Here is a 13,945-nt window from a genome sequence, read left to right as displayed (position 1 = left end):
TAAATTTGTTTGTTTCATCGCATCATCCTAATGCTTTTAATATTGAATTAGCAAATTATCAAAAATTTATTTTTTTAGGCCATGGTGTTGATGCCGTTGATCTTTCAAAATGGTTTAATAATTTAAAGTTCATTTTAAGAACTAGTTCAACCCAAGCTGAATATGATTCTATAGCAAATGATTATAATCGTTATAAATTTGGAAAAAAAGAAATGGTTTTAACAGGTCTTGCAAGACATGATGCCTTACTAAAAAATAATAAATCTGATACTAAACAAATCCTTATAATGCCAACATGGAGAAATTATCTTGTAGAAAAAAAGGATTGTAGTTTAAAAAGAGAGTTAAAATCAGATTTTTTAGCATCACAGTATTATATAAAATGGAGTAATTTTATACAAAGTAAGAAATTAAAAGAGCTTTCTGAGAAATTTGGATATAATATTGCAATTGTCCTGCATTATAATATGCAATCTATGGTTAGCATAATTAATATACCAGATTATATTAGTTTAAAATATAGAGAAATAAATGAATCTTTTCAAAAGAATTTTCAAAATTCTTCTTTAATGATAACAGATTATTCTAGTGCAGCTTTTGAAATGGCTTATCTGGAAAAACCAGTAATTTATTATCAGTTTGATAAAGAAGAATTTTTTACTTATCATACATACCAAAAAGGCTATTTTGATTATAAAAAAGATGGTTTTGGACCTGTGGTAGAAGATGAAGAAAATCTACTTAAAGAGCTTGAAAAATTATTACAAAATGACTGTAAACCTTTTGGTGTTTATAAAAACAATATAGACTCAACTTTTGTTTTTAAGGACGGTAGGTGTTGTGAAAGAATTTATGAAGCTATTTTAAAGCTAAAAGATTCACATGTAAAAAAATATGATATTGATTATGTTTTACAACTAGCGAATAATGCATTGGAAAAAAAATATTATATTGAAGCTAGCGATAAATTTGAATTTATTATAAAGTTTTTAGAAAATGAAAATTTTAAAGAATATTGTTCTATAGGATTCAATGAAGATCTAATTTTTAATTATCTTTATACTATGAGAATGAGCGGTAAGTCTAATCAAGCTTTAAAGTTTATTAAAGAAAAAGAATATAAGAATAACTCTAATTTTAGCGATAAAATAAAACTTGAAATTGTAAAAAATTATATTAGTATTAATAAATTAGAAGAAGCTATACAAATACTGGAAAATTTTGAAATTTTAAAAGAAAAACTAAGAGATTTTGCTTTAATAAAATTGAAAATTTATTTTTACACAGAAAATGAACAATTGTTTAGTCAAGTTTATGATGAGCTTTATGGTGAGTATAAGATGAGCAAGTTGGATTTAAAAAAAGAATTGTTTTTACAGAATGGTCCAATAAAAGATCTGTTTAAAATAGCAGATAGACAAGTTTATATTTCTTTTTACTGTTCGGAAATAATCCGATTTGTAGAAAATATTTGGGAATAAAGATGATATTTAAAAAAGAAGATTGTATTGATTTGGCTAAAAATAAAAAAGCCATGCAAAGTTCTATTTCAAAATGGTCTCATATAGATGATGCTAGTAGGGCTTGCAAGGCAGATTTAGTCATTGATGACTATGCATTTCATACCGGTTTAGAGACAAATCCTTGGTGGATGATAGATTTAGAGAATATTGAGACTATTGATTGTATAAGAATTACAAATAGAGCAAATGTTAGATATCAAGATAGAATTAAAAGTATAAAAGTAGAGCTTTCATTGGATGGTAATACTTGGATTAAAGTTGATTCTAATATGTTTGAATGGAATAGACTTGAAACTTTAGATATAAATATTTATCAAGCAGCACAAGCTAGGTGGGTTAAAATTTCTTTACAAGAAAAAAATTATTTACATTTTAAGAAATGTGAAATTTTTGTTAGGAAAGTAAAAGGTTATATTATTTCTGTGAAACCAGACGGCTTTGGAATGAGATTGGAGTCGTTAATGATAGCAATGTTATTGTCAAAAAAAACAAATTATAAAATGAAATTTATATGGCCAAATGGCTTGGATATGGATTATGCTAATATACAAAGTAATTCTGGTTCTTTGACGGGTGTTAATTTTTTATCTGCTGAAAATGTTTTTTCAATTAATTTCATAAATAATTTTCTTTTGCAAAAAGATATAAAAGAAGTTAATCTTTATCATTCGAAGATTAACTTAATGAAATCATTTTGTGAAATTGATCTTTTGCACTCGGAGTATCAGTTTGGATGGACATCAGGACAGAGTTTACCTTCTAGTTATATAAAAGATTACTCCTATATTCAGTGTTTAAAGGATTTAAGTAATTGTTTTAAAGAAATAGAATGGTCGAAAGATTTTTCAGATATTATTCGGTATGTTGAAGATCAATCTAAAAATATTGATGACTTTACAGCAATTCATTTAAGAGGTGGTGAATTAATTTTTTCTGAGGTAAAATTAATGCCGCAGCTGTGGGCAAATGATAGACATTTTCCTTATGAGGTGGCTATAGATATTATAATGAAAGAATTATGTAATAATCATGTGGTAATTTTTGGCCAAGATCGGGAAGCTAATTTGTTATTATCAAAATATATTCAGTGTCATAATAAATCAAAATACTATTGTAAAACAATTGATGATTTTGTTGGAAAAAATATTAGCATAGATGGCTTAAAAAGAGATTTTTTTGAATTATTTTTTATGTCAAAATCTAAAGCCATTATTACTGTTAATAGATCAGCATTTGGAAGAGTAGCATCTTTGATTTCAGGTAAACCAATAAGAAGAAGTTATCAGGAGTTGTATACTACATTAGAAATTTATTCACTTATTCAAGAAAATATTTTTGTTTTAAACTTGAATAAATTGCAAATTAGTTATTCTTATTATAGACTTTATGAGTTATCTAAGGTGCTTAATTTATCTCATGAAATTTCCTTGTCTCACATACAAAAAGCATTATATTATGATCCAACTAATACAATGTGGAATATTTTAATAATTGATTGTTATTTTAAAATGAAAAATTATAATCAGGTTGAATTTGAATTGAATAATATTATCTTAAAAGATAAGGAGAATTTTTTTAAAGCATTGTTTTTAGGAAGAAGATATAATTGGGCTAGAGGAATATACGACAATCTAGATTATCCTTATATTGTGTTTAAATATAAAATTAAATATCCTTACATATCTTTTGTTGCAGCAAAAATATTTTCTTTTAAAAAGGATATTGTAAATGCTATTACATGTATTAAATATGCTTTAGAGTTGCAACCAAATAATAAAGATTTTTTGGAGTTAGCACGAGAGTTAAATATTGATTTAGGAAATAAAATTACAAATACACAAATTCAAAAAGAAATTGATTGTGAAGAAAGTGTACGAACAGATGAATTATTAATTGATGCAAATTCAGCAAAAGCAAGAATTCAAAATCATTTAGCATATAAACTAGGTTTTGCTTTAGAAAATTTGAAAGGAAAAACTGACTATTTAAAAATAACCTTCATATTGCTTGGTATAAAGAATAAGCATATGCTTGAAAGAAAAAAGTATAATGAAAAAATAAAAGAAAATCCAGGTTTGATTTTACCACCCTTAGAAAGTAGTCCAGATTTTCAAGAGGCTTTGAAGGAGAAAGAAAAAGTTTCTTATAAACTAGGCGAAGCTTTGATTGAAATATGTAAAAGCAAACGTGGTGTTTGGTGGAGATATATTAAGTTTTTGCTTAAAGATATGCATAAGTTAAAAAGAGACTTTGATAAAAACAACGGAGAATAGTAAAATGGCTATAGAATTTGATATACAAGAATCAAAAATTTTAAAGGGAGTGTATATAATAACTCCTAATAAATTTAAAGATTTAAGGGGTGAAATTTGGACAGCTTTTACTGAGGAAAATTTAGGAGATATCATCCCCAAAGGTTTAAAATTTAAACATGATAAATTTATAAATTCGCATTTTAATGTGTTGAGAGGTATTCATGGTGACATTAAAACATGGAAACTTGTTACTTGTGTTTATGGCGAGGTGCATCAAGTCGTAGTTGATTGCAGGAAGGATTCGTCAACATACTTAAAATGGGAAAAATTCATTATTAATAAAAACAACCAACAACTAATTTTGCTACCACCAAATATGGGTAATTCTCATTATGTTAGTTCAAAAGATGCGGTTTATTATTATAAACTTGCATATGAAGGCGAATATTTGGATGCGCCTGATCAGTTTACTTATGCTTGGAATGATGAAAGAATAGGAATCGATTGGCCGACAAGATCGCCAATTCTTTCAGAAAGAGATATTTTAGTCCAAAAGGAAATTAAATGAATAAAGATTCTAAAATTTATATAGCAGGACATAATGGTTTGACCGGTTCGGCTGTTTTAAAGAAATTAAAAGAAAAGGGTTATAAAAATTTTATATTAAGATCTCATAAAGAACTAGATTTAACAAATCAACAGGCTGTAGAATATTTTTTTGAAAAAGAGAAGCCAGAATATGTGTTTTTATGTGCTGCGAAAGTGGGTGGGATATTAGCTAATAATACTTATAGAGCTGATTTTATATATCAAAATTTACAAATTCAGAATAATGTTATACATAGTGCATATTTAAACAATGTAAAAAAACTTTTGTTTTTAGGGACAGCTTGTATATATCCTAAAAATTGCCCTCAACCCATGAAAGAGGAGCATCTTTTGACAAGTATTTTGGAGTATACAAATGAACCTTATGCGATAGCTAAAATAGCAGGTCTTAAAATGTGTGAATCTTATAATTTGCAATATAAAACAAATTTTATTTCTGTCATGCCTTGCTCTTTGTATGGTTTAAATGATAATTTCAATTTAGAAAAATCGCATGTATTGCCAGCGTTGATTAGAAAATTTTATTTAGCAAAACTACTTAATGAAAAAAGATATGATCTTGTATTAAAAGATGTGCAAATGGATGATATTGACAGGGCTAAAGAATATCTACAAAAATTTGGTATTAGTGAAAATGAAGTTGAGATTTGGGGAACTGGAAATGCAAGAAGAGAATTTTTACACGCTGATGATATGGCAGATGCTTGTATTTATGTAATGCAAAATATTAACTTTAGTGATTTATATAGTTCTCAATGTAGTGAAATAAGAAATACACATATTAACATAGGTTCTGGTAAAGATATAGCAATAAAAGATTTAGTTTCTTTGGTGAATGAGATTATTGGTTTTGCAGGAAGTATATTTTATAATAGTGCGAAACCTGAAGGTACTTTTCAAAAACTTGGCAGTTGTGATAAAATTCATTCTTTAGGTTGGAGGTATAAGATAGAACTTGAAGACGGAATTAAAGCTATGTATAATTGGTATATTTGTCAAGAAAATATGAGAAGCTAAAATGAGAAGGAAATTTATGAAAAAAACAGTATTGATTACAGGTTTTACAGGTCAAGTTGGCTCACAAATGGCAGATTATTTACTGGAAAATACTGACTATGATGTTATAGGTATGATGCGTTGGCAAGAACCTATGGACAATATCTATCATCTAAGTGATAGGATTAATAAAAAAGATAGAATTAGCATTTTTTATGCTGATTTGAATGATTACTCAAGCATTCAAAAGCTTTTTGAAAGCAAAAGACCGGATGTGATCTTTCATTTGGCTGCACAGTCTTACCCAAAAACTTCTTTTGATATACCTATAGAAACCTTACAAACTAATATCATAGGCACAGCAAATATTTTAGAAAATATTAGATTGTTAAAAGCCAAAGATGGCTACGATCCTGTAGTGCATGTGTGTTCTTCTAGTGAAGTTTATGGTAGAGCAAAAGTTGGTATTAAGTTAAATGAAGATACAACTTTTCATGGTGCAAGTCCTTATAGTATAAGTAAAATCGGTACGGATTATTTGGGAAGATTTTATGGCGAGGCTTATGGTATAAGAACTTATGTTACTAGGATGGGAACTCATAGTGGCCCAAGACGCTCTGATGTATTTTTTGAAAGTACAGTTGCAAAGCAAATTGCATTGATTGAAGCAGGTTATCAAGAGCCTATTATCAAAGTAGGAAATTTATCAAGCATAAGAACTTTTCAAGATGCCAGAGATGCGATAAGGGCTTATTATTTACTTTCATTAGAAAGTGAAAAAGGAAAAGTTCCTTGTGGCGAAGCTTTTAATATAGCAGGTGAAGAGGCTTTTAAGCTTCCTGAGGTTATCGATATGCTTTTGAGTCTTTCTACAAGAAAAGATATCAAAGTAGAGCAAGATGAAGAAAGATTGCGTCCTATTGATGCAGACTATCAAATGTTTGATAATACTAAAATCAAAAGCTATATCAACTGGAAGCCAGAAATTCCAGCTAAACAGATGTTTGAAGATTTGCTAAATCATTGGAGAAAAGAAATCTCTATGGGTAGAATCCCACTTAATAGGTAGTAGTTATGATAATTCGTTCTCAAACTCCCTTGCGTTTAGGTTTAGCCGGTGGGGGTACTGATATAAATTTATATTGTGATCAATACACGGGTTATGTTTTAAATGCAACGATATCTTTATATGTGCATTGTACTTTAGTAGAAAGAGAAGATAGGAAAATCATCTTTGATTCAGCAGATACAAATGTAAAAGCAGAGTATAAAAGCAAATATTTTTTAGAAAATGATGGTAAATTAGATCTTTATAAAGCAATTTATAATCGTTTGGTAAAAGACTATGTTAAAAAACCTTTAAGTTTTTCTTTGCATACTTATTCAGATGTACCAAGTGGTAGTGGGCTTGGTGGTAGCTCTACTTTGGTGGTAGGTATCATTAAAGCATTTGTTGAGTGGCTGAATTTACCTCTGGGTGAGTATGAGATAGCGCGTTTGGCGTATGAGATTGAACGAGAGGATATGGCTATAGTAGGCGGTGCTCAAGATCAATATGCTGCAACTTTTGGTGGATTTAACTTTATGGAATTTTATGATCAAAAAAGAGTGATAGTTAATCCTTTGCGCATAAAAAATTGGATAGCAAGCGAACTTGAGGCTAGAGTTTTGCTTTATTTTACAAATATCACTAGAGAGGCTAAAGACATAGAAGAGCATAAAAAAGGAAAGCTAGGAGATGAAAACTCTCTTAATGCTATGCATGCGATAAAACAAGACGCGCTAGATATGAAAGAAGCACTATTTAGAGCTGATTTTGACAAAATAGCTCAAATTTTAGGCAAGTCATGGCAGTCAAAAAAGATCATTTCTGATATAGTAAGTAATGATGAACTTGAAAGAATTTATCACTTAGCCATGGAAAATGGTGCCTATAGTGGCAAAACAAGTGGAGCGGGTGCTGGAGGCTTTATGTTTTTTATGGTTGATCCTATAAAAAAATATAAACTTAAAAAAATTCTAAATGAACAGCAAGGATATGTGCAAGAATTCTACTTCACTAAAGAAGGAGCAAAATCGTGGAAAATTTAAATTTATATATAAAATCTCATTTTAGTGATTCAATTGATATCAAAACTAAGATTTTAAATGATAATGATATGATCAGCTTAATCAAAGAGGTGTCTTTAAAAGTGATCAATGCTTATAAAAATGGTAATAAAACTTTACTAGCAGGCAATGGAGGAAGTGCGGCTGATGCACAGCATATAGCTGGAGAGTTTGTGAGTAGATTTTACTTTGACAGACCTGGTATTGCAAGTATTGCCTTAAGTACTGATACGAGTATTTTAACAGCCATTGGTAATGACTATGGTTATGAAAATTTATTTGCAAGACAAGTGCAAGCTCAAGGTGTGAGCGGAGATGTTTTTATAGGAATTTCTACAAGTGGAAATAGTAAAAATATCTTAAAAGCTTTAGAAATTTGTAAAGAAAAAGGAATTTTAAGCATAGGTTTAACCGGGGCTAGTGGCGGCGCTATGAATGAACTTTGTGATTATTGTATAAAAGTACCATCATCTTGTACACCAAGGATCCAAGAAGCACATATTTTAATAGGTCATATCATCTGTGCTATAGTAGAAGAAGAACTTTTTGGCAAGGGGTTTGATTGCAAGCTATAGTTTTAGCAGGAGGGCTTGGTACAAGATTAAAAAGCGTAGTGCAAGATCTCCCAAAGCCTATGGCACCTATTAATGGAAAGCCGTTTTTAGCCTTTGTTTTAGAGTATTTAAAAAAACAAGGAATTACTGAAGTTATTTTAAGCGTTTCGTATAAATACGAACTCATCCAAGAGTACTTTAAAGATGAATTTGATGGTATGAAAATATACTATAACATTGAAAAAGAGCTTTTAGGTACAGGTGGAGCTATAAAAGATACTTTGAAATTTATACAAAATCAAGTTTATGTTTTAAATGGAGATACTATATTTGATATTGATCTAAAAAAACTTGTTTTAAATGATAGTAAAATTTGCATCGCACTAAAGCAAATGCAAAATTTTGATCGATATGGTACTGTAAGTGTTAATGATCAAGGGATTGTGATATCTTTTGAAGAAAAGGTATTTAAAAAACAAGGTTTAATCAATGGTGGTATATACTTGCTGAAAAAAGATTTGTTTGATGAATTTGATTTGGAGAGAAAATTTTCTTTTGAAGAATTTTTGCAAGCAAACTGTAGTGCATTGAAAATACAAACTCAAATTTTTGATGATTATTTTATTGATATTGGAATACCGCAAGATTATAGTAAATTTTATTCATATTCTATGTTATGATTGATTTTTTGCATTTTTATTTTAATTTCATCGTTATAAATTCCAGCATTTAAAATAACTAAAATTTTACATTTTTTATTTGTAAGTATATTAGGAGAATATACTTGCAAATTTGTTCCATATAATCTTTTATTTTGTTTATTGATATTGTTATCTAAAATTCCACATATATTATAGGTATTTAATCCCCTATATATTAAATATTGACTGAATATATGAGCCCCGAATAAATACACTTCATCATATTTTTTCATTTTAGAATTTAGATCAATAATTTTATCTTTATAAAATTTTTGCATATTTTTAAATAATTTCTTATTGTTGCAATATTCATCTTTTAATATTATTTTATTACAATCAACTGACATATCTTTTTTACAGCAATAAAATATACTATGTTCTATAAAATATTTTTTTTCAATTATTTTAAATTTATTTTTATTTAAAATATAATCTATAATATTTTCTGTTAATAGTATAGTATGTTCAAAAGACAAACAGTTGATCCATTTATTTTCTAAATATTTTTTTAAATTAGGTATAGAAAATATCATATACCCCCCCCCATTTAACGAATCTGAAATTTCATATAAAAATTTATTTGGATTATAAATGTGCTCAAGTGTATGAGAATGAACTACAGCATCAAAAGAGCCATTTGATAAATATGTTTTATTAAAAAATGATTTTACATATTTGATCTTATCATTATTTTCATTAGGATTTGGTTCTATAATAGTCCAAGATATCTTATTATTAATATTTATACAATTATTTGCTAAGATTCCATTACCACCGCCAATCTCCAATACATTTTTTGGATTAAATTTAACAACAAAATCAGAAAATTGTTTATGGTGTTCCATCCATATACTACCAATAGCACCAGAATCGTGTCCATTCTTGTATAAAATTTCCAATGGAACAAGTTCTTTTAATTGAATGACTCCGTATTTTTTTGAAATAACAATGTTTTCGTTTGCTAATATATCATTGCTTATATCTTCCTCAGTACAACCACAAAAAATCGGATATTTTATATTAGAAAGTGTTTCCAAGTTATCATCTTCACTAATAATGCATTTGTTTCTTTGTATACATCTCATGCCAAAATCTCCTTGTTTTTATTTTTAAACCAATATTTATTTTCTTTATACTCTTCAGGGGTTCCAAAAGAAAAATATCCATCAACCTCAACATAAGATATTTTATGATTTTTTATAAGCAATTCAAAAACATTGTCTATAAAAAATTCTCCATTTGTTTGTATATTATTTTCAAATATGTCATTTATGACTTTGATCAATATAGAATTTTGCTTAAAATAAAAACTACCTATCATAATAAAATCACTATTGTCTAATCTATGTTTAACAGATATCTTTTCTACAATATTATTATTCCCATTTACCCAAGTAAAATAATTTGGATTATCACAATTATATTTTGATGCTTTTGTCACAAAGATAACAATGTCGCTATTTAAATATATTTTTTTAAATTGTCTATTTATATGTTTAGCAATTAAATCACAAGGGAGAATTAAAACATCGCCTGATAAATTTCCACAAGATTCTTTATAAGAATACGCCGCACCAATCTTATTAGGCTTGACAAACCTTACTTCTTGTTTTATATTTTCCCAATATTTTTTATGATCTTGTGCGCCAACGCAAATAACTTTCGTCTCAACATCTTTTAGGGTATCAATTATATTCTCTATAATACTTGTTTTACCAAGAGGTAAAAATGGTTTTGGCTGATTAAAATTAAGATTTAAAAATCTCTCTCCTCTACCAGCAGACAATATAATAGTATTTTGTATTTTTGTTTTTTCGTTATTAACATCTTGTGAGTTAAGTTTTTCTTTTACATATTCAAAATCTTTTGGAGTACCAAATTGATAAAATTTCTCTATAAAAGGATAGCACAAAACATTTTCTAGATAATTATTAGTTACTGACATATAATATTCTCCAGAAACCATATCTTGAGCTTCTATTTGTTTTTTTATTGCTTCAATAGCCAACTTTAAAGTTCTAAAATAATAAATACCGGAAGAATAATATTCTTCAAATTTATTCTTAGAATTATATTTTTCTATAACTTCGTATACTTTATAAGTATTATCATACACCTTGCATGCTGCATACACATTTTCTAAAGGCAATAAATGAGGATGATAACCAGTATAACAAGGAATTATAGCCTGAGCATCTAGGTTTTCTTGTACAAATTGTAGAAAATCTTTATAGTTCCATTCTTGTCCAAAATCACAATAGCTAACAATAACTTCCTCATCAAATATATCTTGCAACTGTGACACCACACCATACAAACTTCCAGCAGGTCCTAGTTTCCCCCCTTTGTAAACAATAATTTTTGCATTAATTTTTCTAGATAAAATAAAATCTTCAAATTTATTTTTTTCACATTCTTGAATAATAAAATAAAAAACATCTTTTTGAGTATCAAAGCATTCAATCACATAGTCCAAGATAACTTTATCTTCTATAACCTTAATAAAAGGTTTTAGTTCTTTGTATCCAGCTTCTTTAAACCTCTTGCCTATTCCAGTTGCAGGTATAATAATATTCATTCTAATACTCACTTTCCATAATTTTTTTTCTATATTGTTCATCAGGCAAATTTAACAATTTATCAATTTCACTCACTTTTAATGGACGTAGATTAATTTGTTTTTTAATAGCAATATTTTCCATTGCATTTCTAAATAACCATAGCTCCTCATTAGTCTTATCAACTGCATCATCTGGAGTATACACAAAATCATTTTGTTCAAAAAATTCACTTTTTAATTGATTATATAATTCTATTATATCTTGAATTTGCTCTGCGTAAATAACAACGCCGTGATTTCGCAATAACACCACACCCTTTTCTTGATAAGAATAACTTTTACTTAGTGCTTCATACAAATCATTTCCAGGCAAAACAAAATCAATAACTTTATAATTTTCAAATTTATATTCCCTAGCACACAAATAAGATAAAATATAAACAGGATGATAATGTGCTACATATTTATTTTTAAACACCATATGCATTTTGATTTCCATAGATGGTTTCACAATATCTACAGAATAATCTTTGTAATAAGAAAAAGAATTGACATTATTTTTAAAAATAGAAATTTTATGCACTTTTTTTAAATCCTCACCTGAAGCCTTAATAATAAAATATTCATCTTCCTTTATAGAAATATTTCCACCTTTTGATGGGGCATCTAAAATATTGCCAAAGATTTTACATAAATCTTGATAGTCTTTAATATACCCATCAAGTTTTTTATTGTTATACATCATTTTCCATTACCCATCTATTTTTCAAAATCAGACTAAAAATATCTTTTATGGTTTGGATCAAATCTTCATATCTACCAGTATATTCTTTTTGCAAGTAATTATTTAACAATATATCCCTTAAACATATTTTAAAAATACCATCTCTAACTATAATTAGAAAATTTGCATTGTCTTTTTGTTTTTCAAGGTATTTTTTATAATCTTCTTCTCGTTTTTGTATAGTATCTATAATTTTTGAATGGCTATAATTTCTTTCTTTACTATCCCTATTTATCTTCTGTTTATCCGCTTCATCTGAATCAATATATATTTTGATTTTTACAAAATCTCCTATAATCTCTTGATATAAAGTATGCAAACCCTCTATAATCACAATATCTAAATCTTTAATCTTAATCTCATCGGATTTAACAATCACTCCATTTTTATGATCATATAATGGTATATATAGTTTATTTCCTATATCTTGATAAATATGTTTTATATCCATAGCCAACTGAATAAGATTATTTGCTTCTGGGTTATAGTGTGTCACCCTCTCCCACATCTTAGAATGCCTTTCATACTTATGATAGCCATCTGTACTAATAATAAAACTTTTATATATTTCATCAATGGCATTACTCAAAGTAGTCTTTCCACTTCCACTTTTTCCAGAAATTGAGATCAGAAGTTTTGAACAATTATATGGATAATAATTTATCCTATACCCCTCCCCTAGAAAATTATCGGCAATAGAATCTCCAATCATTATAATTTCTTCTTCATCAATAAGTTCTCCATAAAGCTCTAAAGCTCTATCAACAAGCGCTTTATTTGGTTTTTCAAGCTCAAATTCTTCAGAGCATACCAAATAATCAATCATATTTGTCAAATTTGCACAATTTAGTTTATGGATTTGCTCAATAAAATAAAAGTTTGTTATAGCTATTACTTTTTTATTAAGACTTTTAATAAAACATAAAAATTCAAACATTGTTTTGTCTACTTTTAAATTTCTTATAAAAATAGAAATATACAACTTAAACATTTCACTAGCTTTTGAAAAATGAATATTTTTATTTTCACAAATAATTTTAAAGTATAATTCTTTTTTATGATGATTTGCAGATAATCCTCTTTTTGTAATCATCTTTTTTGCTAAATCATAATCTTCTAGCGTAAAGCTATATTGTTTCATTACAACTTCTAAAGCATTTTTATGTGCAAATGTATAATTAAACAAAGTATTATCAATATCAACCATAATAAGCTTATATTTTTCAGCTATTTTTCTTAAATTAAACATAAACACTCCATAGCTCAGGCTTTTTAGTACACACAGAAAATCCTTTTGGTAGAATACTTTGGATAGGTTTTATAAGTTTCATATATGATAGATCATATAACTCAGGAGAAACCAATATAGGTTCAACTTGCTCTAATTTTGGCTTGATATTATAAATAAATTCTTGATAATCCTTAATATCAAAACTAGAAAATTGTGAATAATCCACCCATACATATTTAGGCTTACTAATATCCATAAGTTTTTCATTATAAGATTCTACATCTGAAATTCTAATAATAAATTTACCTTGATGTCCATTTTTTGATAATCTTAAAATGTCTGGAATTTGAGAATCTAAAAAATAATACTCAAAATTATCACCGAGTAATTCTATAATTTTTTCTTCTAATCCAGATTCTTTTACATTACAAATAATAGGGATATTTTTCATAAACTGAATTTTTTCTTTAAAAAAAGGATATAGAGAATTTTTTTCTAATAGATCGTGGTTTAATACTAATTTTTCATTATATCTCAAGTCAACTTCTATACCATAATTTTCAATAAATGATTCTAAATTATTTTGGCGATGTAAAAATATCATCTTATATCCTTTTTTATAT

At 27.4% G+C, this 13,945-nt stretch carries 13 protein-coding genes; 8 read left to right on the top strand and 5 right to left on the bottom strand.

Annotation, left to right across the window (positions count from 1 at the left end):
* From CAMP18498_RS07420 to hddC, 8 genes are all read left to right on the top strand, one after another.
* On the top strand, positions 1 to 1,481 hold a 1,481-nt coding region (locus CAMP18498_RS07420), incomplete at its 5' end, for a CDP-glycerol glycerophosphotransferase family protein (protein ID WP_337198206.1).
* A 2-nt stretch (positions 1,482 to 1,483) separates the two neighbouring features.
* Positions 1,484 to 3,796 (top strand): discoidin domain-containing protein, encoded by a 2,313-nt coding sequence (locus CAMP18498_RS07415; protein ID WP_337198205.1) that lies wholly within the window; start codon positions 1,484 to 1,486, stop codon positions 3,794 to 3,796.
* Between the two features lie 4 nt (positions 3,797 to 3,800).
* Entirely contained in the window at positions 3,801 to 4,346 is a 546-nt protein-coding gene (locus tag CAMP18498_RS07410; RefSeq protein ID WP_337198204.1) for a dTDP-4-dehydrorhamnose 3,5-epimerase family protein, read from the top strand.
* Positions 4,343 to 5,404: a GDP-L-fucose synthase family protein gene (locus CAMP18498_RS07405; protein ID WP_337198203.1), complete on the top strand. Its 1,062-nt coding sequence runs from the start codon at positions 4,343 to 4,345 to the stop codon at positions 5,402 to 5,404. Before CAMP18498_RS07410 ends, CAMP18498_RS07405 begins: the two co-directional genes overlap by 4 nt.
* 16 nt (positions 5,405 to 5,420) lie before the next feature.
* On the top strand, positions 5,421 to 6,452 hold the full coding sequence (locus tag CAMP18498_RS07400) for a GDP-mannose 4,6-dehydratase (protein WP_337198202.1): 1,032 nt from the start codon (positions 5,421 to 5,423) through the stop codon (positions 6,450 to 6,452).
* A 5-nt stretch (positions 6,453 to 6,457) separates the two neighbouring features.
* Positions 6,458 to 7,474 carry a D-glycero-D-manno-heptose 7-phosphate kinase gene (gene hddA / locus CAMP18498_RS07395; RefSeq protein ID WP_337198201.1) on the top strand — a complete coding sequence of 339 codons (1,017 nt, stop codon included), beginning with the start codon at positions 6,458 to 6,460 and terminating at the stop codon, positions 7,472 to 7,474.
* Complete coding sequence (gene gmhA2, locus CAMP18498_RS07390; RefSeq protein WP_263659401.1) at positions 7,462 to 8,067, top strand: D-sedoheptulose 7-phosphate isomerase; 606 nt, start codon at positions 7,462 to 7,464, stop codon at positions 8,065 to 8,067. Before hddA ends, gmhA2 begins: the two co-directional genes overlap by 13 nt.
* The gene (gene hddC, locus CAMP18498_RS07385) at positions 8,055 to 8,726 is read left to right on the top strand and encodes a D-glycero-D-manno-heptose 1-phosphate guanosyltransferase (protein WP_337198200.1); all 672 of its coding nucleotides are present in this window, start codon (positions 8,055 to 8,057) and stop codon (positions 8,724 to 8,726) included. Before gmhA2 ends, hddC begins: the two co-directional genes overlap by 13 nt.
* On the opposite strand, the gene CAMP18498_RS07380 is transcribed toward hddC, so the two are convergent.
* The 5 genes from CAMP18498_RS07380 to CAMP18498_RS07360 are packed head-to-tail and all read right to left on the bottom strand — an operon-like array spanning position 8,705 to position 13,926.
* Positions 8,705 to 9,832 (bottom strand): class I SAM-dependent methyltransferase, encoded by a 1,128-nt coding sequence (locus CAMP18498_RS07380; protein WP_337198199.1) that lies wholly within the window; start codon positions 9,830 to 9,832, stop codon positions 8,705 to 8,707. The two genes, hddC and CAMP18498_RS07380, sit on opposite strands and share 22 nt — an antisense overlap.
* Positions 9,829 to 11,325, bottom strand: a complete 1,497-nt coding sequence (locus tag CAMP18498_RS07375) for a sugar phosphate nucleotidyltransferase (protein ID WP_337198198.1) — start codon at positions 11,323 to 11,325, stop codon at positions 9,829 to 9,831. Before CAMP18498_RS07375 ends, CAMP18498_RS07380 begins: the two co-directional genes overlap by 4 nt.
* A 1-nt stretch (position 11,326) precedes the next feature.
* A complete protein-coding gene (locus CAMP18498_RS07370; protein WP_337198197.1) occupies positions 11,327 to 12,052 on the bottom strand; it encodes a class II aldolase/adducin family protein in 726 nt (241 codons plus the stop codon).
* Positions 12,042 to 13,340 (bottom strand): HAD-IA family hydrolase, encoded by a 1,299-nt coding sequence (locus CAMP18498_RS07365; RefSeq protein ID WP_337198196.1) that lies wholly within the window; start codon positions 13,338 to 13,340, stop codon positions 12,042 to 12,044. The genes CAMP18498_RS07370 and CAMP18498_RS07365 overlap by 11 nt, the downstream gene beginning before the upstream one ends.
* A complete protein-coding gene (locus CAMP18498_RS07360) occupies positions 13,333 to 13,926 on the bottom strand; it encodes a hypothetical protein (protein WP_337198207.1) in 594 nt (197 codons plus the stop codon). Before CAMP18498_RS07360 ends, CAMP18498_RS07365 begins: the two co-directional genes overlap by 8 nt.
* Positions 13,927 to 13,945: the final 19 nt, after the last annotated feature.

Origin of the sequence: Campylobacter sp. W0066.2, from assembly GCF_024723515.1 — a bacterium.
Classification (GTDB): Bacteria; Campylobacterota; Campylobacteria; order Campylobacterales; family Campylobacteraceae; genus Campylobacter_D.
The sequence above is the reverse complement of the archived record's forward strand: the minus strand, read 5'-3'. Positions and strand labels throughout refer to the sequence as shown.

Coding starts and splice junctions, on each gene's coding strand:
- CAMP18498_RS07375 (WP_337198198.1), bottom strand. CDS start 11,325: ATGAATATTATTATACCTGCAACTGGAATAGGCAAGAGGTTTAAAGAA.
- CAMP18498_RS07415 (WP_337198205.1), top strand. CDS start 1,484: ATGATATTTAAAAAAGAAGATTGTATTGATTTGGCTAAAAATAAAAAA.
- CAMP18498_RS07400 (WP_337198202.1), top strand. CDS start 5,421: ATGAAAAAAACAGTATTGATTACAGGTTTTACAGGTCAAGTTGGCTCA.
- CAMP18498_RS07380 (WP_337198199.1), bottom strand. CDS start 9,832: ATGAGATGTATACAAAGAAACAAATGCATTATTAGTGAAGATGATAAC.
- CAMP18498_RS07370 (WP_337198197.1), bottom strand. CDS start 12,052: ATGATGTATAACAATAAAAAACTTGATGGGTATATTAAAGACTATCAA.
- CAMP18498_RS07405 (WP_337198203.1), top strand. CDS start 4,343: ATGAATAAAGATTCTAAAATTTATATAGCAGGACATAATGGTTTGACC.
- CAMP18498_RS07360 (WP_337198207.1), bottom strand. CDS start 13,926: ATGATATTTTTACATCGCCAAAATAATTTAGAATCATTTATTGAAAAT.
- CAMP18498_RS07365 (WP_337198196.1), bottom strand. CDS start 13,340: ATGTTTAATTTAAGAAAAATAGCTGAAAAATATAAGCTTATTATGGTT.
- hddA (WP_337198201.1), top strand. CDS start 6,458: ATGATAATTCGTTCTCAAACTCCCTTGCGTTTAGGTTTAGCCGGTGGG.
- CAMP18498_RS07410 (WP_337198204.1), top strand. CDS start 3,801: ATGGCTATAGAATTTGATATACAAGAATCAAAAATTTTAAAGGGAGTG.